Origin of the sequence: Neorhizobium phenanthreniclasticum (assembly GCF_040066075.1) — a bacterium.
In the GTDB taxonomy this organism is placed as follows: domain Bacteria; phylum Pseudomonadota; class Alphaproteobacteria; order Rhizobiales; family Rhizobiaceae; genus Neorhizobium; species Neorhizobium petrolearium.
This window is the reverse complement of record NZ_JBEAAL010000002.1, coordinates 398,541-421,041: the sequence shown is the minus strand read 5'-3', so window position 1 is coordinate 421,041 and position 22,501 is coordinate 398,541. Positions and strand designations below refer to the sequence as shown.

16 protein-coding genes are annotated in these 22,501 nt (G+C 62.4%); 6 read left to right on the top strand and 10 right to left on the bottom strand.

What is annotated here, in order from left to right; translation table 11 throughout:
* Positions 1 to 277: 277 nt before the first annotated feature.
* On the bottom strand, positions 278 to 505 hold the full coding sequence (gene rpsU, locus ABK249_RS06150; protein ID WP_037155834.1) for a 30S ribosomal protein S21: 228 nt from the start codon (positions 503 to 505) through the stop codon (positions 278 to 280).
* 308 nt (positions 506 to 813) lie between these two features.
* Between rpsU and ABK249_RS06145 the strand changes: the two genes are divergently transcribed.
* The 5 genes from ABK249_RS06145 to ABK249_RS06125 all read left to right on the top strand — a co-directional run bounded on the left by ABK249_RS06145 (position 814) and on the right by ABK249_RS06125 (position 7,335).
* Positions 814 to 2,067 (top strand): sarcosine oxidase subunit beta family protein, encoded by a 1,254-nt coding sequence (locus ABK249_RS06145; protein WP_348862440.1) that lies wholly within the window; start codon positions 814 to 816, stop codon positions 2,065 to 2,067.
* A gap of 289 nt (positions 2,068 to 2,356) precedes the next feature.
* Positions 2,357 to 2,698, top strand: a complete 342-nt coding sequence (locus ABK249_RS06140; RefSeq protein WP_037155840.1) for a sarcosine oxidase subunit delta — start codon at positions 2,357 to 2,359, stop codon at positions 2,696 to 2,698.
* Positions 2,695 to 5,673, top strand: coding sequence for a sarcosine oxidase subunit alpha (locus ABK249_RS06135; RefSeq protein WP_348862438.1), 2,979 nt, complete (start codon positions 2,695 to 2,697; stop codon positions 5,671 to 5,673). The genes ABK249_RS06140 and ABK249_RS06135 overlap by 4 nt, the downstream gene beginning before the upstream one ends.
* Positions 5,666 to 6,214 (top strand): sarcosine oxidase subunit gamma, encoded by a 549-nt coding sequence (locus ABK249_RS06130; protein WP_348862437.1) that lies wholly within the window; start codon positions 5,666 to 5,668, stop codon positions 6,212 to 6,214. The genes ABK249_RS06135 and ABK249_RS06130 overlap by 8 nt, the downstream gene beginning before the upstream one ends.
* Before the next feature lie 341 nt (positions 6,215 to 6,555).
* Complete coding sequence (locus tag ABK249_RS06125; protein ID WP_037155848.1) at positions 6,556 to 7,335, top strand: alpha/beta fold hydrolase; 780 nt, start codon at positions 6,556 to 6,558, stop codon at positions 7,333 to 7,335.
* A 36-nt stretch (positions 7,336 to 7,371) separates the two neighbouring features.
* Here ABK249_RS06125 and ABK249_RS06120 read toward each other — a convergent pair whose 3' ends face one another.
* The 3 genes from ABK249_RS06120 to glgX form a co-directional block, all read right to left on the bottom strand.
* Positions 7,372 to 8,424: a DUF2332 domain-containing protein gene (locus ABK249_RS06120; RefSeq protein WP_037155851.1), complete on the bottom strand. Its 1,053-nt coding sequence runs from the start codon at positions 8,422 to 8,424 to the stop codon at positions 7,372 to 7,374.
* 3 nt (positions 8,425 to 8,427) lie between these two features.
* Entirely contained in the window at positions 8,428 to 8,913 is a 486-nt protein-coding gene (locus ABK249_RS06115; protein WP_037155853.1) for a MaoC family dehydratase, read from the bottom strand.
* Positions 8,914 to 9,051: 138 nt separating this feature from the next.
* Positions 9,052 to 10,998 carry a glycogen debranching protein GlgX gene (gene glgX / locus ABK249_RS06110; protein WP_348862436.1) on the bottom strand — a complete coding sequence of 649 codons (1,947 nt, stop codon included), beginning with the start codon at positions 10,996 to 10,998 and terminating at the stop codon, positions 9,052 to 9,054.
* Between the two features lie 296 nt (positions 10,999 to 11,294).
* Between glgX and ABK249_RS06105 the strand changes: the two genes are divergently transcribed.
* Positions 11,295 to 11,732 carry an FKBP-type peptidyl-prolyl cis-trans isomerase gene (locus ABK249_RS06105; RefSeq protein ID WP_037155857.1) on the top strand — a complete coding sequence of 146 codons (438 nt, stop codon included), beginning with the start codon at positions 11,295 to 11,297 and terminating at the stop codon, positions 11,730 to 11,732.
* Positions 11,733 to 11,911: 179 nt separating this feature from the next.
* Here the strand turns inward: ABK249_RS06105 and ABK249_RS06100 are convergent, their stop codons facing one another.
* From ABK249_RS06100 to ABK249_RS06075, 6 genes are all read right to left on the bottom strand, one after another.
* The gene (locus ABK249_RS06100; RefSeq protein WP_348862435.1) at positions 11,912 to 13,540 is read right to left on the bottom strand and encodes an alpha-D-glucose phosphate-specific phosphoglucomutase; all 1,629 of its coding nucleotides are present in this window, start codon (positions 13,538 to 13,540) and stop codon (positions 11,912 to 11,914) included.
* A gap of 2 nt (positions 13,541 to 13,542) precedes the next feature.
* The gene (gene glgA / locus ABK249_RS06095; protein ID WP_348862434.1) at positions 13,543 to 15,000 is read right to left on the bottom strand and encodes a glycogen synthase GlgA; all 1,458 of its coding nucleotides are present in this window, start codon (positions 14,998 to 15,000) and stop codon (positions 13,543 to 13,545) included.
* 19 nt (positions 15,001 to 15,019) lie between these two features.
* The gene (gene glgC / locus ABK249_RS06090; protein ID WP_037155862.1) at positions 15,020 to 16,282 is read right to left on the bottom strand and encodes a glucose-1-phosphate adenylyltransferase; all 1,263 of its coding nucleotides are present in this window, start codon (positions 16,280 to 16,282) and stop codon (positions 15,020 to 15,022) included.
* An 18-nt stretch (positions 16,283 to 16,300) separates the two neighbouring features.
* Positions 16,301 to 18,517, bottom strand: coding sequence for a 1,4-alpha-glucan branching protein GlgB (gene glgB, locus ABK249_RS06085; RefSeq protein ID WP_348862433.1), 2,217 nt, complete (start codon positions 18,515 to 18,517; stop codon positions 16,301 to 16,303).
* Entirely contained in the window at positions 18,517 to 20,979 is a 2,463-nt protein-coding gene (locus ABK249_RS06080) for a glycogen/starch/alpha-glucan phosphorylase (RefSeq protein ID WP_227703797.1), read from the bottom strand. The genes glgB and ABK249_RS06080 overlap by 1 nt, the downstream gene beginning before the upstream one ends.
* A 202-nt stretch (positions 20,980 to 21,181) precedes the next feature.
* Positions 21,182 to 22,447: a TadE/TadG family type IV pilus assembly protein gene (locus ABK249_RS06075; RefSeq protein ID WP_052183042.1), complete on the bottom strand. Its 1,266-nt coding sequence runs from the start codon at positions 22,445 to 22,447 to the stop codon at positions 21,182 to 21,184.
* Positions 22,448 to 22,501: the final 54 nt, after the last annotated feature.

Genomic DNA, 22,501 nt, shown 5'->3' with positions numbered 1-22,501 from the left:
GCAGGGACAAGCGCGGTCTTGCCGCGGAGGGGAGAAACGATGGTTGAAAGGCCGGAAATTTGGGTTCCACGAATCAGAACGGCAGTTTTGGCGGCCATCAGGCGCGTTTCCTCGTATCGGGCAAAGAGCATTTCTTGTTCCCTTGCCTGTCGTTGTCCCAAAACCGGTTCCCGCTTTCGGGGCGACATGCAATTGGTTCAAGACCAAATCAAAAGAGCGGCGGCGCCCTTGTCGCCACCGCCCTGAAAGCACAGGAAAACGTCGAAAAAGCGGCCGATCAACGACCGGTGCGACCGCCGGCGATCAGGCCTTCGCGCTGAGCGCGCTTGCGAGCCAGCTTGCGGACGCGACGAACAGCTTCGGCCTTTTCGCGGGCGCGCTTCTGCGACGGCTTCTCGTAGTAGTCGCGCATTTTCATTTCACGGAAAATGCCTTCGCGCTGCATCTTTTTCTTGAGAGCGCGGAGCGCCTGATCGACATTGTTGTCGCGGACTAGTACCTGCACGTGAATCCCGTTCCTTTGGTTTGGTTGCTCGCCCTCATCGGTACGATTAGAGGACGAAAAATAACGTCCGCCCGGCGTTAACCGTGCGATTGGTGATGCGGCATAGCAGATGAGTCCGTGGAAGTCCATATGCTCCGTTCAAACTCTCGCGAAAATGGATCCGGGTCCTTTTGCCGCGTGTCGAAACAATCGTCTCACGCGTCGCAAAACAGCCATTGTGGCGCATATTGATTTGCGATGGGTATCGCACTACCGAGAATGCCGATCCAACATCACCGAGCCAACGATCCCAGGAGTCTGAAGGCGAGATGCGCAAATATTCGGTTTTCGCCATAGCCCGCGAGGCGATGCGCGCCCATAAAGGCTGGGAAGCGCAGTGGACCTCGCCGGAGCCGCGTTCCTCCTATGATGTCGTCATTGTCGGCGCCGGCGGGCACGGCCTTGGTGCTGCCTATTATCTCGCCAAGGAGCACGGCCTCACCAATGTCGCGGTGATCGAGAAGGGATGGCTTGGCGGTGGCAATACCGGCCGCAACACGACGATCATCCGGTCCAACTATCTCTATGAAGAGAGCATGGACATTTACGAGCATTCGCTGAAGCTCTGGGAGGGCTTGAGCCAGGAGCTCAACTACAATGTCATGTATTCGCCGCGCGGCGTGATGATGCTGTCGCACAATACCCACGACATGCAGAGCTTCAAGCGGCACATTAACGCCAACCGGCTCTACGGCATCGACAACGAATGGCTGACGCCGGAACAGGCGAAAGCCTTCGTTCCGGTTCTCGACATCTCCAAGACGGCGCGTTACCCGATCAACGGCGCGGCACTCCAGCGGCGCGGCGGCACCGCCCGCCACGACGCGGTCGCCTGGGGTTATGCCCGCGCGGCCTCCGATCGCGGTGTGCATATCATCCAGAACTGCGAGGTGACCGGCATCCGCCGAGGCGCGAACGGCGAGGTGACGGGTGTTGAAACCACGAGGGGTTTCATCGGCACGAAGAAGATCGGGGTTTCGGCAGCCGGACACTCCTCCGTCGTCATGGAAATGGCGGGCGTGCGCGTGCCGCTTCATTCCAACCCGCTGCAGGCGCTGGTCTCGGAACCGTTGAAGCCGATCTTCCCCTGTGTCGTGATGTCGAACACGGTGCATGCCTATATCTCGCAGTCCGACAAGGGCGAACTCGTGATCGGCGCCGGCACCGACCAGTACAATTCCTATTCCCAGACCGGCGGATTGCAGATCATCACCCATACGCTCGATGCCATCTGCGAGCTCTTCCCGATCTTCCGGCGGGTGAAGATGATGCGCCAGTGGGGCGGCATCACCGACAACACGCCGGACCGCTCGCCGATCCAGGGCGTCACGCCGGTGCCGGGCCTCTTCGTCAATTGCGGCTGGGGTACAGGCGGTTTCAAGGCGACGCCGGGCTCGGCGAACCTCTTCGCCCACCTGATCGCCAAGGGCGAGCCGCATCGACTGGCTGCCGGCCTGACGCTCGACCGGTTCCGCACCGGCCGGCTGATCGACGAGGCGGCGGCGGCCGCTGTCGCACATTGAGGGGGCGTGGGATGTTTCGGGTTCCGGATCAGGTTTTGTCCATTCGCTGCATAGGATGGCGGTCGCTTATGGAGGAAGACAGCGCGGCATATCGATCTCCCCCCCTAAGGGGGAGATGCCCGGCAGGGCAGAGGGGGGTAGGCCTTTCCGCATATTCGCCGGCAACTGTCTTTGCCGCACCGTCGCTACCCCTCTCCGTCACCTTCGGTGACATCTCCCCCACAAGGGGGGAGATCAGTGGGAGCCTGCCTCGCTCACATTCATCCTCCCAAACCCTGCGGAGCCCCGCATGCTTTTGATCCATTGCCCTTATTGCGAGGAAGATCGCTCGGAGCTGGAATTCCGCTGGGCCGGCGAGGCGCATATCGCCCGGCCGGAAAATATCGCGGCGATCTCCGACGAGGAATTCGCGGAATATTTCTTCCTGCGCAACAATGAAAAAGGCCTCACCTACGAGCGCTGGCGGCACATCCATGGATGCGGCCGCTTCTTCAACGCGGCGCGCGACACGGTGAGCGACAGGTTCCTGATGACCTACAAGGCAGGCCTGCCGAAACAGCCGCTGCCGGAAAGCGGCGCCAGCGAGAAGACCGTGGAGACCTATGAGGCGACAGAAGGAGACGCAAGATGAGCGGTTCTCCGGATAATCTCGGTGCCTTCCGCATCAAGGGTGCCGGCCGCCTGACGCCGGCGCGTACTGCGCGCTTCACCTTCGACGGCAGGAGCTACACGGCGATGGAAGGCGACACGGTCGCCTCGGCGCTCCTGGCGCATGGCGTGCATCTCGTCGGGCGTTCGTTCAAGTATCACCGGCCGCGCGGCATCCTTTCCGCCGGGGCGGAAGAGCCGAACGCGCTCATCGACGTTGCGCGCGACGCTGCCCGCCGCCAGCCGAACGTGCGCGCCACCGTGCAGGAAGTGTTCGACGGTGCGAAGATTGCCTCGCAGAACCGCTGGCCGTCGCTGAGGTTCGATGTCAGTGCTTTCAACGACCTGCTTTCGCCGTTCTTCGCGGCCGGCTTCTACTACAAGACCTTCATGTGGCCGAAGGAAGCCTGGGCGAAGCTCTACGAGCCCTTCATCCGCCGCGCCGCCGGCCTCGGCGTCGCGCCGACGGAAGAGGATCCGGATCACTATGCCAGCCGCTATGCCCATTGCGATGTGCTGGTTGCCGGCGCAGGCGTTGCCGGCCTGACGGCGGCGCTTTCCGCCGCCTCGACCGGCGCATCCGTCATCCTCGTGGACGAACAGCCGGAAGTCGGCGGTGCGCTGCATTTCGATGCGGCGGCGACGATCGACGGGCAGAACGGCTATGACTGGGTGCAAGGCCTCGCCGCGAAGCTGAAGGCCATGCCGAACGTCACGGTGCTGACCCGCACGACCGTCTTCGGCTATTACAACCACGGCTTCCTGGGGCTGGTGGAGCGGGTGAGCGATCATCTGGCCAGGCCCGGCAGGGACCTGCCGCGCGAGCGGTTGTGGCAGGTCAGGGCAAAGCGCGTCATCCTGGCGACAGGCGCGATCGAGCGGCACATGGTGTTCGCCAACAACGACCGGCCGGGCATCATGCTGGCCTCTGCGGCGCGGACCTTCCTCAACCATCACGGCGTCGCGGTCGGCAAGAATGTCGGCGTCTACACCGCGCATGATTCGGCTTATGAGGCGGCTTTCGACCTGAAGCGGGCCGGTGTGGCGATCGCCGCGATCGTCGATAACCGGACAAATCCAGACGAGGCGGTTCTTGCGGAAGCCCGGTCGCTCGGCATCGATGTGCTGACGGGTCATTCCGTCACCGATACCTCCGGCCGCTTGCGCATCTCCTCGATGACGGTTGCCCGCAACGGCGGCTCGAATGCCCGCAAGATCGCGGTCGATGCACTGATTGTCTCGGCCGGCTGGACGCCCTCCGTACACCTCTTCTCGCAGTCGCGCGGAAAACTGCGCTTCGATGAACAGAACCAGCGTTTTCTGCCGGATATCTACGCGCAGGACTGCGTTTCGGTCGGCGCCTGCAACGGCACGGACGACCTTGCCGAGCTGATCGACGAGGCGATTGAGGCAGGCGGCGGTGCCATGGCTCTCTCCGGGGAGAACAGGTTCGAGTGGACCGGCGGCATGATCGGCGCGGCGGAAGGCGCGGGGCCGGAGACGGTTGTGAAGGCCTTCATCGATTTCCAGCACGACGTGGCGGCCAAGGACATCCGCCTTGCGGTGCGCGAGGGCATGCATTCGATCGAGCATATCAAACGCTTCACGACGAACGGCATGGCGTCCGACCAGGGCAAGCTCTCCAACATGCATGGTCTGGCGATCGCGTCGGAAATGCTCGGACGACCGATCCCGAAGGTGGGGCTCACCACCTTCCGCGCGCCTTACACGCCGGTCACCTACGGCACGCTGGTCGCCCATTCACGTGGGCCACTCTTCGATCCGGCCCGCAGGACGCCGATGCATGAGTTCGAGGCGGCAGAAGGCGCCGAATTCGAGGATGTCGGCAACTGGAAGCGCGCCTGGTATTTCCCGAAGCGCGGCGAGGACATGGCGACGGCCGTCAACCGCGAATGCAAGACAGTGCGCGATGTGGCGGGCGTGTTCGACGCCTCGACTCTCGGCAAGATCGAAGTGGTCGGGCCGGACGCGGCGCAATTCCTCAACCTCCTCTACACCAATGCCTGGGATACGCTGAAACCCGGCAAATGCCGCTACGGCATCATGACCCGCGAGGATGGCTTCATCTATGATGACGGCGTCGTGGGAAGGCTTGCGGAGGACCGTTTCCACGTGACCACCACGACCGGCGGGGCGCCGCGCGTGCTGCATCACATGGAGGATTATCTCCAGACGGAATTCCCGCATTTGAAGGTCTGGCTGACCTCGACCACGGAACAATGGGCGGTGATCGCCGTGCAGGGGCCGAAGGCGCGCGAGATCATCCAGCCCTTCGTCGAGGGCGTCGACCTCTCCAACGAGGCCTTCCCGCATATGAATGTGGCGGAATGCTCGGTCATGGGCGTATCGGCAAGGCTCTTCCGCGTCTCGTTTACCGGTGAACTCGGTTACGAAATCAACGTGCCGGCCGATTACGGCCCGGCCGTCTGGAAGGCGATATGGGAACAGGCGGAAGGCATGGGTGCCTGCCTCTACGGCACTGAGACTATGCACGTGCTGCGCGCCGAGAAGGGCTATATCATCGTCGGCCAGGATACCGACGGCACGGTGACGCCGGATGATGCGGGCCTCGACTGGGCGGTTTCGAAGAAGAAGACGGATTTCGTCGGCATCCGTGGCCTGAAGCGTCCCGACCTCGTCCGCGAGGGCCGCAAGCAGCTTGTCGGGCTCCTGACGAAGGACCCAGCGGACGTGCTGGAAGAGGGGGCGCAGGTCGTCGCCGATCCGAACCAGCCGAAGCCGATGACCATGCTGGGGCATGTCACCTCATCCTACTGGTCGGAAAACTGCGGCCGATCGATCGCGCTGGCGCTGGTTGCCGGCGGGAGAGCTCGCATGGGCGAAACGCTCTACGTGCCGATGAAGGACAGGACGATCGAAGTGGAAGTGACCGACATGGTGTTCTTCGACAAGCAAGGAGGCCGCATCCATGGTTGATCCAGTAATTCGTAGTCTGCCCCTTTCCGGCAGTTACGGAGGCTCCTCCGCCGTCCGGCTGGAGGCCGCGCCCCCGGCAGAACGCCTCTCGCTGCGCGCGAGACCCGAGGACGTGGCGGCGCTGTCGGGAGCCCTTGGCCTCGACCTGCCGGTAAAGCCGAAGACATCCGCTTCCGCCAACGGCCGCACGGCGCTATGGCTCGGGCCGGACGAGTGGCTGGTGATCGGCGAAGAAGGCGCCGGGCTCATGCAGGAGGCGACGAATTCCGGCGTGCTGCATTCGGCGGTGGATATTTCCCACCGCAACACGGCGATCCTGGTTTCCGGTCCCGGCGCTGCTGCGGCGATCAATACCGGCTGCCCGCAGGATCTTTCGCTTGCCGCCTTTCCGGTCGGCGCATGCTCGCGCACCGTCTTCGGCAAGGTGGAGATCGTGCTCTTAAGGACCGCAGAGGATGCGTTCCGGGTAGAGGTCTGGCGGTCGTTTTCGGACTATGCCTTCGGACTGCTGTCTGAAGGCGCGCGGGACGCAGCGTTTTAGGCTGGACGGATCCTTGCCGGTGAGGCAGGATTCGTTGGCTGCGCGCCTCCGCAAGTATACTTAGGTATGCCGGCGGTCATCTGCTCATATGATCCGATTAATACTCCAGGAATGTAGAACGACGAGCTTCCGGCCTGCATATTTCATCCGTGAAGTTCGAAGCGCGTAGGGCCGAAATAGGCCTCGGAAGTCTCTGAAGAATTTGCTTGAAGCAAAGAGAGGCTTGCTGCCTGTGACTGCAATTTTGTCTCCGGAACCGCAGAAGTTTTGAGCTTCAGTACGCATGCCCTATCCGCACCCCTGGTCGGGCGTTCCCGCCGAGTATCATTGGAGAAAAGCAAATGCTGATGAACAGACGTACCTTTTCGTCCGCCCTGGTGGCAGGCGCAGCCGCTTCCCTCATCGCGAGCCGCGGCATGGCCGCTCCTTCCGCGCCGCTGAAGGCGCGCAATGTCGTGCTTGTGCACGGGCTGTTTGCCGACGGATCATGCTGGTCCGAGGTGATCGGCCGTTTGCAGGCAGCCGGCCTCAATGCGACGAGCGTGCAGAATCCTCTGACGACATTGCCCGAAGCGGTCGCGTCCGCCGAACGCGTACTGGCGCGACAGGACGGTCCCACGGTCCTGGTCGGGCATTCCTTTTCCGGGATGATCGTCACCGAAGCCGGCATGCACCCCAACGTTTCGTCGCTCGTCTACGTGGCGGCGCGTGCGCCGGATGCGGGCGAGGACTATACGGCGCTGGCCAAGACATTTCCGACGCCGCCCGCCACGGCCGGCATCGTCTTCGACGGCGACGAGGGACGTCTGAGCGAAGCCGCGTTCCTGCGCGATTTCGCGGGGGACCTGCCGGAAGCGAAGGCGAAGGTGCTTTACGCGGTTCAGCAGCCGTTCCACAAGGCCTTGCTCACGGGCAAGACCACGCAGGCGGCCTGGCGTTCGAAACCGAGTTTCTATGCCGTTTCGACGGAAGACCGGACGATCAATCCGGACCTCGAACGGTTCATGGCCAAGCGCATGGGCGCCAGGACCATCGAGTTGAAGGCCAGTCATCTGTCATTGATCTCTCACCCGCAGGAGATCACCCGGCTCATCCTGGAAGCGGCAGGGCATCAGGCATAGGAGGCGTCCGGGTCCCGACCCGGGCATTCCGACGTTTCACCACCCCCGCCACTTCACCCAGCGGCCGTGGGGGTCGGTGCGGCCGAGTTCGCGGCGTTCGCCGGTCGGCCAGATCTGCAGGCTGAGCGTCACACCGTCCGGATTGTCGTCCATCTCGATCTGAAGGCGGGCGAGGGGGGCGTCTTCGGTGGCGCGGCTGCCGGCTTCCGCGATGATCGCCTCGCCTCTCGCGCGGGCATCCGGCGGCAGGTATTGCCAGGCGATCGAATGGTAGACGACATGTACGGTGCCGGGCAAAAGGTTCGCGAGCCGCTTTTCCTTCAGCCAGGCGAGCGCGTCGCCCTTTTCGACCAGGACATGGTTGATACGGGCGACTTCGATCGCTGCGCGGGTACGCTCCACCCGGTCGGGCTGGTCGGCCCAGAGATAGGAGAGGAGCCGCAGGCTGTCTTCGGGCGCGTTCGGGTCGAGCGGGTTCAGGTCGCAGCCGGCGCGATCCTGCACGGCGATCTCGGCACGCGGCGGCGACCCGCCCTCCCAACGAGGCTTCAGCATCACGGGAGACGAGGGATCACCCCACAGGAAGCCGCCGAGATCGTGATGATAGCGGTCCCAGTTGAGGTTGAGGCCCATGCTGGCGCCGAATTCCGAAAGAACCAGGGGCTTCCCGAAAAGGTCGGCGATGGTGAGGAAGCCGGCGAGCAGCGCGCTCGACCGACGCACCTCGTTCGTTTGCGGCGCGAAACGCAGGCGTTCGAGGATGAAGTTCTCGTGTTCGCCGAAGGCATGGATGATGCCGCTCCAGAGCGCGTCGTCGCTGACCTCGTTCGGCGGATAGACGGCCTTCAGCCCCTCGTCCCTGCCGTCGATGACGAGCGCATGCAAAGCGCCGGCAAGCCGGGTGGGCAGCAGGTCGCCGCGGGTGCCGGGGTCGCCTTCCCAGGCCAGCACCCTCCGGCCGACCGTTGTGGAGCCGTCGAGGCGTTCCACCATCAGCGCGCCGAGGCGGGCGGTAAAAGGGGAATCCAGCGTCTGGCCGGCAACGATCTGTTCGCGGAAGGCCTGCCTGATCTCAGCTTCGGACGCCATGGCTCACACGCCCTCCGGCCGGTCCTTGGGGTCGAACTGGATGATGGTGATCCAGTTGGCCGTCAGCGCCGGCTTCTTCTCGTTCTCGATCTCGACCGTCACCTCGTAGGTGGTCATCAGCATGCCGGCGCCGCGAAAACGGCAGTCGGAAAGCACGAAACGGCCGCGGACGCGGCTGCCGGTCTTCACCGGCGACATGAAGCGGATGCGGTCGAAGCCGTAATTGAGGCCCATGGTCTGTTCGCGGATTTTCGGCACGCCGCCGAAATTCATCGCCGACAGAAGCGAGAGCGTCAGGAAACCGTGGGCGATCGTTCCGCCGAACGGACTTTCGGCAGCGGCGCGCTCCGGATCGACATGGATGAACTGATGGTCGTGCGTCGCATCGGCAAACAGGTTGATCATCGTCTGATCGACCAGAATCCAGTCGGATATGCCGAGTTCCTGGCCGACAAGCCCCGGCACTTCCACGAGCGAAATTTCACGCATGCGACCTCACTGATTTCTTCCAGAACGATTGGTGCAGTTCCGGGCGGAAAACCGCTCCACTTCATCTCCGGGAACTGCGCTGGCGGCGGGCGGACTTTACAGAGTTTGGACCGATTGGCGAATTATTTTTGCACCGCATCATTCCTCGATGCAGAAGCGGACGGAGCGGGCGGGAAGCATCTGGTTCCAGAGCTCGCGGGAGGGGAATTGCCGCCAGTTCCAGCCGGGCAGAGCAAAGGTCGCCGGCTCCGGGCCGCGGTTGAAGAGGACGGCAAGCCGGGTCGGTCTCCCAGCCTGGCGATCGTGCGTCGTGAGCACCATGCCGAGCATGGAATTGTCGGGGGCGTCCCAGTCGCCGACCTCCATCGGCCTGCCTTCTACTGAGAGCCATTGGACATCGCCGTTGCCGTTCAGGAAGCCGGTTTCGGAAAAGATCGCAAAGCGTTTGCGGAGCGTGGCGAGCGCGGCGGTGTGCTCCACCAGCCTGCCGTCGATCCTCGACCAGTCGAACCAGGTGATCGCGTTGTCCTGGCAGTAAGCGTTGTTGTTGCCGCGCTGGCTGCGGCCGGCCTCGTCGCCCACGGTGAGCATGACGAAGCCGCGGCTCACGAAGAGCGTCGAAAGTAGAGCGGACACATCGCTGCGGCGTTTTTCGAGGATGACGGGATCGTCCGTTTCGCCTTCGACGCCGTTGTTCCAGGAGAAATTGTCGTTGTGGCCGTCGCGGTTCTCCTCGCCATTGGCTTCGTTGTGCTTGTTCTCGTGCGAGACGAGATCCATCAGCGTGAAACCGTCATGGGCGGCGAGGAAATTGACCGTGCGCGTGGAATGACGGCCGTGGCGGGCGAAAATGTCGGAGGAGCCGGCGAGCCTTGTCGCGAGCGCGCCGGTCGTCCAGCGGTCGCCGCGCCAAAAGCGGCGGATGTCGTCGCGGGCGCGGTCGTTCCATTCGAGGAAGGGTTCGGGGAAATTGCCGAGCTGGTAGCCGCCGGGGCCGATATCCCACGGCTCGGCGATCAGCACGCGATCCTTCAGCGCCTCATCGGAAATCATCGCTTTCATAGTTTCCCCATCGGGGACGAAGCCGTTGGCCGTGCGGCCGATTACGGGCGCGAGGTCGAACCGGAAGCCATCGACGCCGGCATGCAGGACGAAATGCCGGAGTGTGTCGATGATCAGCCGGCGCACGTGAGGATGGTCGCAGGCGACCGTGTTGCCGGTGCCGGTGTCGTTGACGAGGTGCCCCGGCTCGCCGGGCACATGGCGGTAATAGGCCAGGTTGTCGAGGCCGCGCATGGAGAGCGTCGCGCCGTGGCGGTCGCTCTCGCCGGTATGGTTGAAGACGAGATCGAGGATGACACCGATGCCCGCCTGGTGGAGTGCGGAGACCGTCTCGCGCAGTTCCTTCATCCCGCCGGGGCAGAGCCTGGGGTCGAGCGCCATGAAGGCGATCGGGTTGTAGCCCCAGGCGTTGGAGAGACCGAGGCGAGGCAAATGGCGTTCGTCGATCCAGGCGGTGATCGGCATCAGCTCGACCGCATCGACGCCGAGCGTCTTCAAATGGGAGATGATCGAAGGGTGAGCGAGTGCGGCGACCGTACCGCGGCTCGCTTCGGGGATCTCCGGGTGCAGGATGGTGAAGGCCTTGACCGAGATCTCGTAGATGAAGCCGCCCGGCGGCAGGAGCGGCTTGCCGATTTTGGCGAGCGGATTACGGGTGACAACCGCTTTCGGTACGAGGTCGGCGGTGTCGACGCCGAACAGGGAGAGTTTTGCATCATGCCGGAACGGCCGGTCGATCTCGCGGGCATAGGGATCAACGAGAAGCTTGGACGGATCGAACCAGGAGCCTTTGTCGGGATCATAGGCGCCCCAGGCGCGGTAGCCGTAGCGCTGTCCCTCCATCACTCCGCGTACCGAGACCCGATGGATATCATCGCGACCGCGCACGAGGCGGTAGCGGGATGTTTCCTGTTTTCCTTCGGCATCGAAGAGACAGAGCTCGATCCGTGACGCGCGGTGCGACCAGATCGCGAAATCACAGCCGTCTGCGGTCAGCGTTGCTCCGAGCGATGAAAGAACCATGCGGTCGTCCAGTCCCAGTTGCGCCCGTCCTGTTGCGCCATGCGAGGCCGGCCGGAGGATCATCCGACGAAAGCCGCCGGATCACGTCCGACCAGCATCCCTCCTGATGGTGAATTCATCGTGAAGAAGCATCTGCCGCCGGCTATCGCCGAAAAGCCGTCCGCGCCCTAATTTGCATTCGACGGCCGATTTCCCTAGTCTTGGGACCGGTCGAAGGAAAAAAGGCCGTTTCGCCGGCCGTATTCAGTTACCCGTATGCGGTCACCTTCAAACCTCAGGCAAAGAGGGCCAGACAGATGACGCAAGCCAAAAGCGGCGACACAGTCCGGATTCACTATATCGGAAAATTCACCGACGGCACCGAGTTCGACTCGTCGACGGGCCAGCCTCCGCTGGAGTTCGTGCTCGGTGCCGGTCAGATCCTTTCGGGGCTCGACAAGGAGATCGACGGCATGGAACTCGGCAGCCATCAGACGGTGACCGTGCCGGCTGAAGAGGCCTACGGAGCGCATGATCCAGCCAAGGTCCACGCGCTTCCCCGTTCGGCCGTGCCGTCGGATATCGACCTCAAGCCCGGCCTGCAACTGCAGACCAGAACGCCGGACGGAAACACGATCCCGCTCGTCGTCACCGAAATCGACGAGCAGGTCGTGACCGTCGACGCCAACCATCCCTTCGCCGGCAAAGACCTGGTCTTCGACGTCGAACTGGTGGAAATCGTCAGGGCGGCGTGAGGGTCCTGTAAGCAGGTGGGATGCTTTGCCCCTCATCCGCCTACCGGCACCTTCTCCCCGCTGGCGGGGAGAAGGAGATATGCCGCGCCGGTTTCCTACCTATTGGGCGTTGCGTGAGGCACGTCCCCTCTCCCCGCAAGCGGGGAGAGGGTTAGGGTGAGGGGCAAATATTAGAAAGATCAGGTAATCACGCTCGGCTTGTCGCGGCCGGTGCGTTTCTTGAGTTCCGAAATCTCGTCTGCGATGGCGATGAGGTCGGCCAAGGCTTCCTGCGTGTCAATGCCGTGTTTTGCCGGATCAGGCTCGTAGCGCTCCACATAGACGCGGATCGTCGCGCCGGACGTGCCGGTGCCGGAGAGGCGGAGGACGATGCGCGAACCACCCTCGAAGAGAATGCGAATGCCCTGGTTCTTCGAGACCGAGCCGTCGATCGGATCGTGATAGGCAAAGTCGTCGGCGGCGGAGACCTTGAGCGAACCAAAGGTTTTGCCGGGAAGCGTTGCGAGCTTCTCCCGCAGCGCGGCCATCAGGTTATTGGCGGCTTCGGTATTCACTTCCTCATAATCGTGGCGGGAATAGTAGTTGCGGCCGTATTCGGCCCAATGCTTTCTGACGATTTCGGCGACGCCTTCGTTGCGCGCGGCCATGATGTTCAGCCAGAAGAGGATTGCCCAGAGCCCGTCCTTCTCGCGCACGTGGTCGGAGCCGGTGCCGAAGCTTTCCTCGCCGCAGACCGTCACCTTGCCGGCATCCATGAGGTTGCCGAAGAACTTCCAACCGGTCGGTGTCTCGTACATGCCGATCTTCAGCTTTTCCGCTACCCGGTCGGCGGCGGCACTGGTCGGCATGGAGCGGGCGATGCCGGCGATGCCTTTGGCATAACCCGGCGCGACCGTGGCGTTGGCGGCGATGATGGCGAGGCTGTCGGAAGGGGTCACGAACATGCCCTTGCCGACGATCATGTTGCGGTCGCCGTCGCCGTCGGAAGCGGCGCCGAAATGCGGGCCGTCCTTGCTCATCACGTCGTCGTAGAGGTCCTTGGCATGGACGAGGTTGGGGTCCGGATGATGGCCGCCGAAATCCGGCAGCGGCGTGAAGTTGCGCACCGAGCCTTCCAGTGCGCCGAGCCGGTTTTCGAAGATCTCCTTGGCATAGGGACCGGTGACGGCGCCCATGGAATCCATGGCGACATGGACGCCGCTCGCGATCAATGCGCGGATCGCCGGAAAATCGAAGAGCTGCTCCATCAGGTCGGCATAATCGGCGACCGGGTCGATCACCTCCACCTGCATGCCGGCGACCTTGAAGGAGCCGAGCGCGTCGAGATCCACGTCGGCCACGTCGGCGATCTTATAGGTATCGATCACCTTGGATCGCGTGAAGATGGCGTCGGTGATCTTTTCCGGCGCCGGGCCGCCATTGCCGATATTGTACTTGATGCCGAAATCCTCCGTCGGGCCGCCGGGATTGTGGCTGGCCGAGAGGATGATGCCGCCAAAGGCATGATATTTGCGGATGATGTTGGATGCAGCGGGCGTGGAGAGAATGCCGCCCTTGCCGACCATGACCTTGCCGAAGCCTGCGGCCGCAGCCATCTTGATCGCCTTCTGGATGACCTCGCGGTTGTAGTAGCGGCCGTCGCCGCCGATCACCAGCGTCTTGCCTTCAAAGCCTTCGAGCGCATCGAAGATCGACTGGATGAAATTCTCCGCATAGTTCTCCTGGGCGAAGACCGGGACCTTCTTGCGCAGGCCGGATGTGCCCGGTTTCTGATCCTGATAGGGGGCGGTGTGAACGGTCTTGATCATGATCATGATCCTTTTCTTGCAAGGAGATTTTTATAAAGCTCGGCATAGAGACCGGCGCTCTTTTCCCAGGAGACGTCGGATTTCATGCCCTGCTTCTGCATCGCGGTCCAGACCTTCGGATCGCGGTAGAGCCGGACTGCGCGGCGGAGCGCCCGGCGCAGATTGCCGGCGGTGACGGGGCCGAATGAGACGCCGGTCGCGGTTCTGGCGGCGAGTGCCGCATGGCTTGCGTCGATGACAGTATCGTTGAGGCCACCCGTTCGGGCAACGACGGGAATGCAGCCGTAGCGAAGGCCATAGAGCTGGGTGAGCCCGCAAGGCTCGAAGCGCGAGGGAATGATGATGGCATCCGAACCCGCCTGCATGAGGTGCGACAGCGGCTCGTCATAGGTGGGGAGAACGGCGATGCGGCCGGGATGATGGGCGGCGGCAGCATGGAAGGCATTTTCCAGCGCCCGGTCGCCGGAGCCGAGCACGGCAAGCCGTGCGCCCAATTCGACGAGATCGCCGACCGCTTCCGCCAGAAGGTCCATGCCCTTCTGCCAGGTGAGCCGCGAGATGACGCAAAAGAGCGGGCCATCGTCCTCGATCAGGCCGAAACGCTCGGCGACTGCCCGCTTGTTCGCGGCGCGGGTCTTGAGTGACGCGGCGGTGTAATTCGCCTTGACGGCCGTGTCCGTGGCCGGGTTCCAGATGCCGGTGTCGATGCCGTTGACGATACCGTGCAGATCGGCGGCGCGATAGGCGAGCAGGCCTTCGAGCCCCATGCCGAATTCGGGCGTGAGGATCTCCTCGGCATAGGACGGACTGACCGTGCTAATCGCCCAGCCCGTCTGCAGTCCGGCTTTCAGATAACCGACGCCGCCGAAATATTCTACGCCGCCGATACCGAAGGCATGCGGCGGCAGTTCGAGATAGGGGAAGATGTCGGCGCCGAACTGGCCCTGGAAGGCGATGTTGTGGATGGTGACAAGCGTCGGGATTTCGGGTTCGGCGGCGTAACGCATATAGGCCGGCACCATGGCCGCCTGCCAGTCATGCACGTGAACGATATCCGGCTGCCAGCCTGATTCTCCCTGGGCCATGCCGCCCTGGGCGATGATGGCGCCAGCCTTGGAAAGAGCCGCAAAACGCCGCCAGTTGTCGAAATGGTCCTTGCCGGTGGCATCGGCATAAGGCCCGCCGGGGCGGTCGAAAAAGGTCGGCGAATCGAGGATCAGCAGGTCGAGCCCCTGATGTTCGACTTCGAGCACGTCGGCCTTGGCACCGAGCAGGCTCTCGAAACTCATCCGGACCGTTGCGTTCTCCACCATCCGCATCACGGCCGGATAACCCGGCATCAGCGTCTTCACCGATACGCCGTAGCCTTTCAGGGCAAGCGGTAGTGCGCCGGCGACATCGGCAAGCCCTCCTGTCTTGATGAGCGGATAGACCTCCGACGCAACCGAAAGAACCTGCATTAAACCCCTGAACTCCGTCTCATAAATCCAGTTTGTCGATCATCGCCTGGGTGATCAGGCAAATGCCGCTCTCGGTGCGGCGGAAGCGTTTCGCATCGAGTTCCGGGTCTTCGCCGACCACTAGTCCCTCGGGAATGGTTACACCGTGATCGATGACGACATTGCGAAGCTGCGCACGCCGGCCGATGCGGACATTCGGGAGAATGACGGCGCCTTCAAGGCGGGAATAGGAATTTGCACGCACGCCGGTGAAGAGAAGGCTGTTGTAAAGCGTCGAGCCGGAGATGATGCAGTCGCCGGAGACGACGGAGGAGATGGCCGAGCCGCGGCGGTCCTCGTCGTCATGCACGAACTTGGCCGGCGGGGTGATCTCCGCATAGGTCCAGATCGGCCAGGACTTGTCGTAGATGTCGAGTTCGGGGGTGACGGCGGTCAAGTCGATATTGGCCTGCCAGTAGGCATCGACCGTGCCGACGTCGCGCCAGTAGGGCTCACGTTCGAAATCGGAGCGGACGCAGGAATTGGCGAAGCGGTGGGCGACCGCCTTACCGTTATTGACGATGTAGGGAATAATGTCCTTGCCGAAATCGCGGTTGGAGCCGGGCGTTTCGGCATCGCGCTTCAGGGCTTCCATCAGGAGCCTGGTATGGAAGACATAGATGCCCATCGACGCAAGCGCGAATTCCGGATTGCCCGGAATGCCGGGCGGATCGGCGGGCTTTTCCACGAAAGCGATGATCTCATCCTTTTCGTTGACATGCATGACGCCGAAGCCGGTCGCCTCCATGCGGGGCACTTCCAGGCAGCCGACGGTGACGTCCGCGCCGGAATCGACATGCTGCTGGAGCATGTATTCGTAGTCCATCTTGTAGACGTGGTCGCCGGCGAGGATGACCATGTATTCGGGCGCGTAGGCCTCGATGATATCCATGTTCTGGTAGACCGCGTCGGCGGTGCCTTCGTACCATTGCGTTTCCGAAACGCGCTGTGAGGCGGGCAGGATGTCGAAGCTTTCGTTGCGCTCGGGGCGGAAGAAGTTCCAGCCGCGCTGCATGTGGCGGATCAGCGAATGGGCCTTGTATTGCGTCGCGACGCCGATGCGGCGGATGCCGGAATTCAGGGCATTGGAGAGGGCGAAATCGATGATGCGTGCCTTGCCGCCGAAATAGACGGCCGGCTTGGCGCGGCGGTCGGTCAGTTCCTTCAATCGGCTGCCGCGTCCGCCGGCCAGCACATAGGCCATCGCGTCGCGCGAAAGGGGCTGAATTCGCTTCTCGTTCATATTCTCCTCCCTATTCCACTAGGCCTGTTGTTCCAATTCCAGCATCAGCGTTGCCAGCGGCGGCAGCGTGACTTCGGCATGGACGGCTCCTCCCGCGTTCACCGCCTGAACGCGGCCGCCATTGCCCTTGCCGCTGCCGCCGTAGATCTCGGCATCGGTATTGAGGATTTCCCGCCATCTTCCCTCGTTTGGCAAGGGGATGCGGAAATTTTCCCGATAGACGGGGGTGAAGTTGCTGATCACCGCCACCGGCTTTTCTCCCGGCGCCATCCGAAGCCAGGCGAAGACGGAATTTTCCGCATCGTCGACGATCAGCCAGCGGAAGCCGTCGCCTTCGCAGTCGCGGGCATGCAGCGCGGGCTTGGAGCGGTAACAGAAGTTCAAGTCCCGGATCAGGCGGCGCACGCCTTCATGCGGATGGTAAGCCAAAAGATTCCAGTCGAGTTCGCGGGCCTCGCTCCATTCGCTCCACTGGGCAAATTCCTGGCCCATGAAGAGCAGCTTCTTGCCCGGATAACCCCACATGAAGGCGTAATAGGCGCGCAGGTTGGCGAATTTCTGCCAGTCGTCGCCGGCCATCTTGGCGATCAGCGAACCCTTTCCATGTACCACCTCGTCATGGGAGAGCGGCAGCACGAAATTTTCCGAAAAGGCGTAGATGAGGCCGAAGGTGATCTCGCTGTGGTGGTGCTTGCGGTAGACGGGTTCGCGCGCCAGATAGCTCAGCGTGTCGTGCATGAAGCCCATGTTCCACTTGAAGCCGAAACCGAGGCCGCCTTCGTGGACGGGCTGGGAAACCTTCGGCCAGGAGGTGCTCTCCTCGGCGATCGTCATCATGCCGGGATGGGCGCCATAGGAGAGCGTGTTCATCTTCTGCAGGAAGCGGACGGCTTCCAGGTTTTCCCGCCCGCCATATTCGTTCGGCACCCATTCGCCTTCCTTCCGCGAATAGTCGAGATAGAGCATGGAGGCGACAGCATCGACACGCAGGCCGTCGAGATGGAACTTCTCCGCCCAGTAGAGCGCGTTGTTGATGAGGTAGGAGAGGACTTCGATGCGGCCGAAGTTGTAGATCGCGGTGTTCCAGTCCGGATGGAACCCCTGACGCGGATCGGCATGTTCGTAAAGAGCGGTGCCGTCGAAGAAGCGCAGACCGTGCTCATCCGTCGGGAAATGCGCGGGCACCCAGTCGAGGATGACGCCGATGCCGACCTTGTGGCAGCCGTTGACGAAGCGGGCGAAACCTTCCGGTTCGCCGAAACGGGCGGTCGGCGCGAAGAGCCCGGTCGTCTGGTAGCCCCAGGAGGGATCATAGGGATGTTCGGTAACGGGCAGGAATTCGATATGGGTGAAGCCCATGTCGACGCAATAGGGGATGAGTTCGGCGCCGAGCTCGTCCCAGGTGAGGAAGGAGCCGTCCGGCTTGCGGCGCCATGAGCCCGCATGCACCTCGTAGATGGTGATCGGCTGGCGGCGATGGTCGGCCTTTTCCCAGAATTCCCGGTGGGCCGCATCCTCCCATTTCTGCAGGAGTTCCGGTGCGGTGACCGAGGCGGTGTCCGGTCTCATCTCGGCGCGGCGTGCATAGGGATCCGCCTTCAGCGGCAGGAGCTTGCCGTTCTTGCCGACGATTTCGAACTTGTAGGCAGAGCCGGCCGAGACGTCCGGCGCGAAGATTTCCCATATGCCGGTATCGACCCTCAGCCGCATCACGTGGCGGCGGCCGTCCCAGTTGTTGAAGTCGCCGACGACGGAGACTCGTTTCGCATTCGGCGCCCAGACGGCGAAATGGAAGCCCTCGACGCCCTCGTGCTTCATCTGATGGGCGCCCATCTTGTCGAAGAGGCGCAGGTGTGAACCCTCGCGGACGAAATAGTCGTCCATGGGGCCGAGCACGGGACCGAAACTGTAGGGGTCGGTGACGGCCCATTCGTTGTCGCCGCGGCGAGCGCGGTAACGGACCGGCTGGAGGTGGGAGGCGTTGACGGGGCCTTCGAAATATCCGGCCTCATGGCGGCAGGTGAGTTCGCCGAGCTCCGTTCCGTTGAGGGAGAGCGCGGTGACGGCTTCGGCGCCTGGAATGAAGCAGCGGACCCTGAAGCCGTCCTTCAGCTTGTGAAGCCCAAGGACGGCGAATGGGTTGGCGTGCCTGCCTTCCAAAATCGCCTCGATCTCGGATGATGGAATTTCGCCTGGGGCTCTTCCGTCATCGAGGACGCGCGGCGATTTCGTCATCAGGCTCTCCAGATCTCCGACGCGTATTGGCGAATAGTTCTGTCAGAGGAGAACCATCCCATCCGGGCAGTATTTCGAATCGTCTTCGAATACCAGGATTTAGGGTCGAGCCAGAGCTGGTCAACACTGCGCTGGGCTGCCGCATAGGCGTCGAAGTCGGCAGCGACCATGAACCAGTCGTGATTGTAGATGCCATCGATCAGATCGGAGAAGCGCGAGCGGTCGTCCGGCGAGAAGACACCGGATGCGATGGCGTTCAGGGCCTGGGCGAGTTCCGGGGATCTGTCGATGATGGCGCGCGGGTTGTGGCCGTCGGCGCGGACCTTGGCGACCTCGTCGGCCTTGAGGCCGAAGATGACGATATTGTCCTCGCCGACGTAATCGCGCATCTCGACATTCGCGCCGTCGAGCGTACCGATCGTCAGCGCGCCATTCAGCGCGAACTTCATGTTGCCGGTGCCGGAGGCTTCCATGCCGGCCGTGGAGATCTGCTCGGAAAGATCGGCGGCCGGAACCATGATCTCGGCGAGCGAGACATTGTAGTTCGGCACGAAGACGACCTTCAGGAGGCCACGCACCGCCGGGTCGTTGTTGATGGTGCGTGCGACGTCGTTGGCAAGCTTGATGATCAGCTTGGCGTTGTGATAGCTCGGCGCCGCCTTGCCGGCGAAAAGTTTCACACGCGGCACCCAGTCGAGTTCCGGATGCGAGCGGATCTGGTCGTAGAGCGCGACAGCCTCGACGATATTCAGAAGCTGGCGCTTGTATTCGTGGATACGCTTGATCTGGATGTCGAACATGGCGGAGGGATCGAGCCTTATCCCCATGCGGCTGCCGACGAGATTGGCGAGCTGCACCTTGTTCGCTCGTTTGACGGCGGCGAATTTCTCCTGGAAGGCAGGGTCATCGGCGTGAGCATCGAGCGCCTTGAGCGCCTCCGTGTCATCGAGGAACTTGTCGCCGATGGCTTCCTCGATCAGTGAGGTCAGACCGGAATTGCACTGCATCAGCCAGCGGCGCGGCGTAATCCCGTTGGTCTTGTTGTTGATGCGGGCCGGATAGAGCGTGTGCAGGTCGGCGAAGACGGTTTCCTTCATGAGGTCGGTATGCAGCGCCGAGACGCCGTTTACCGAATGCGAGCCGACGAAGGCGAGATTGCCCATGCGCACACGCCGCTCGGCGTTCTCGTCGATCAGCGAGATCGAGCGGATCTGGGTCTCGGAGAAGCTTTTCTGCTTGCGGGCTTCCAGCAGGATCTGCGCGTTGATCGCGTAGATGATCTGCATATGGCGCGGCAAAAGCCGTTCGAAGAGCGGCACCGGCCAGCTTTCCAGCGCCTCAGGCAGGAGCGTGTGGTTGGTGTAGGAGAAGGTCTGACGGGTGATTTCCCAGGCCTGCTCGAAATCCATGCCGTGGATGTCGGTCAAAAGCCGCATCATCTCGGTGATCGACACGGCCGGGTGGGTGTCGTTGAGCTGGATCGCCACCTTCTCATGCAGGTTGGTGAAATCCGGATATTGCTGCAGGTGGCGGCGCAAGATGTCCTGGAGTGAGGCGGAGGAGAAGAAGAACTCCTGGCGCAGGCGCAATTCCTGGCCGGCCGGATTGGCGTCCGCCGGATAGAGGACGCGGGTCAGGCTTTCCGCCTTGTTGCTCTCGCGCAGCGCGCCGATATGGTCGCCGGCATTGAACGCGTCGAGCAGGATCGGATCGATCGGCTGGGCCGACCAGAGGCGCAGCGTGTTGACGCGCTTTCCGCGCCAGCCGACGATCGGCGTGTCATAGGCCGTGGCGATGACGCGTTCGGCCGGCTTCCAGACATAACGGGACGGGTCGTCATAACCGCCGACCGTCTCGACCGTGCCGCCGTAGCCGATCTCGTAGGAGCTTTCCCGGCGCTCGAATTCCCAGGGGTTGCCGTGGGCAAGCCAGGTTTCCGGCAGTTCCACCTGCCAGCCGTCCGCCATCTGCTGGCGGAAGAGGCCGTGGACGTAACGGATGCCGTAGCCGTAAGCCGGGATGTCGACCGTCGCCATGCTCTCCATGAAACAGGCGGCAAGACGGCCGAGGCCGCCATTGCCGAGCGCCGCATCCGGTTCGAGGCCGGCGATCACGTCGATATCGACGCCGAGCGAGGTAAGCGCGTCGCGGATTTCCGTCATCAGGCCCATATTGGTGACGGCATCGCGCATCAGCCGGCCGATCAGGAATTCGAGCGAGAGGTAATAGACGCGCTTGTCACCGGTGCGGTAGACCTTGCGGGTACTTTCCATCCACTTGTCGATGATGCGGTCGCGCACCACCAGGATCGTCGCCGTCAGCCAGTCGTGGGGCTTCGCCACCTTGGCGTCCTTGCCGATGCGGTAGGTCAGGCGCTCAATGATCTCTTCCGCCATGATTTCGGGGCGGGAACTGCGGGGAGCCGGCTGGGGGATTTCAACGGTGGGAGACGTTCTGTTCATATATCGCCAACTTTCTGGTGGAGCGGGAGGATAGCGTCCGATTCAGTCCATCCGGCACGGTGTATGGCTACAGTTTATGCACCGTTATGACGCGCTTGCAATGCTCGTTTTATTTTTGCTCGGCCCCGTTATTCTGCCCGCGCAAAGCAAAACGCCCCGCCGGCAAGGGCAGGGCGTTTTTGCAGTGCGTTCGTGTCGAAACTTAGTTCGTCAGGCGGGTAGCCGTCTTGGCTGCCTTGCGGGCGATCTCGCCGAAACTCTGCACGAGCTGCGTCATGTTGTCCGGCTCGTAGTAATAGTCGGGACCAGTGGCGCAGTAGTTCAGCAGAGCCTTGCCCTTGTCGGGAGCCATGAAGGCGATCGTGTAGATCTTGATGCCGTTGCCCGCCGCGTCCTTGTCCGCCTTGGCCTGGTCGCAGATGCCGCGCACCTTGGCGTCGATCGTGGAGTTCCACGAGCTGCTGTTGCCGGTCATCTCGCCGTCGGTCATGAAAACGATGAAGCGCTCGAAGCTGGTATTGCCCTTCCCGTCATGGGCGTTCTTTTCGGTGCTGTTTGCCTTTTTCAATGCGCTCAAGGCATTGGTCAGAGCGCCGCTGGCGTCGGTGCCGCCGTCGGGAACTGCCGGAAGGTTGTCCACATAAGTGGCAACCTTGGTGGTTCCCCAGTTGATCTTCTGCTCGGCCTTGCTCTTGTCGTCATAGGAATCCGCGCCGACGCGGACCAGTTCCCCATCAGGATCGGCCTTGTCCAGTTCATCGAACATGACGCCAGCCGCGGTCTTGAGGGATTGCATCTTGGTCAGGTAGTTGTCGACGGTCCTGTAGCAGGTCTTGGTTTGCCAGTAGTAGCCATTCCATGTGGAGCCGCAGTTATAGGCTTCCTGTTTCGTCGGCTGGGCGGGATTGATCGTCGTCGTATTCCAGGCCATGGAGCCGGACTCGTCAAGCGCCAGATACATGGACAGGGCGTTGCCTTCGCGGGCGCTCGCAGACTGACTTTCGATGCTGATGGTCATTTTCTTGAACCCGAGAACCGCGCTCAAGCCGCTGAGCGGCACGTCATAGCTCGTCTTGAGACGAACGTCATAGCTGGTCGTGGTGTTCGAGGCGACCGTCATCAGTGCCATGGCCTCGGTGTTCCGCCTAAGCTCTTCCAAGGCTGCCGCCTTTTCGGCTTCGGTCATGTCGGAATTGTTGATCTCCTGTGCAGCCTGCTCGACGTAGAAGTCCGTCATCAACGTTTCTGCTTCCGACTGACTCATGTCGCCCTCATCGGACATGGCGGATGCGGTGGCAAGAGTAGCCGCATCCGCGGCCGCCTGCAGGCGTGTCTTCTCGTCCATGACGTGCGTGAGATCGATCGCAAAACCCGCAACGCCCAGAAGGACCGGAAGCATGGCGGCCGTCATGATACCGAAATTGCCGGCGCGGTCCTTCAAAAGCCGCGAAAAGAGAGTGTGCTTCATCGTCGCCCTTATGCCCCGTTCAATTCATTTGAACACCCATGGGACCCGTTTACC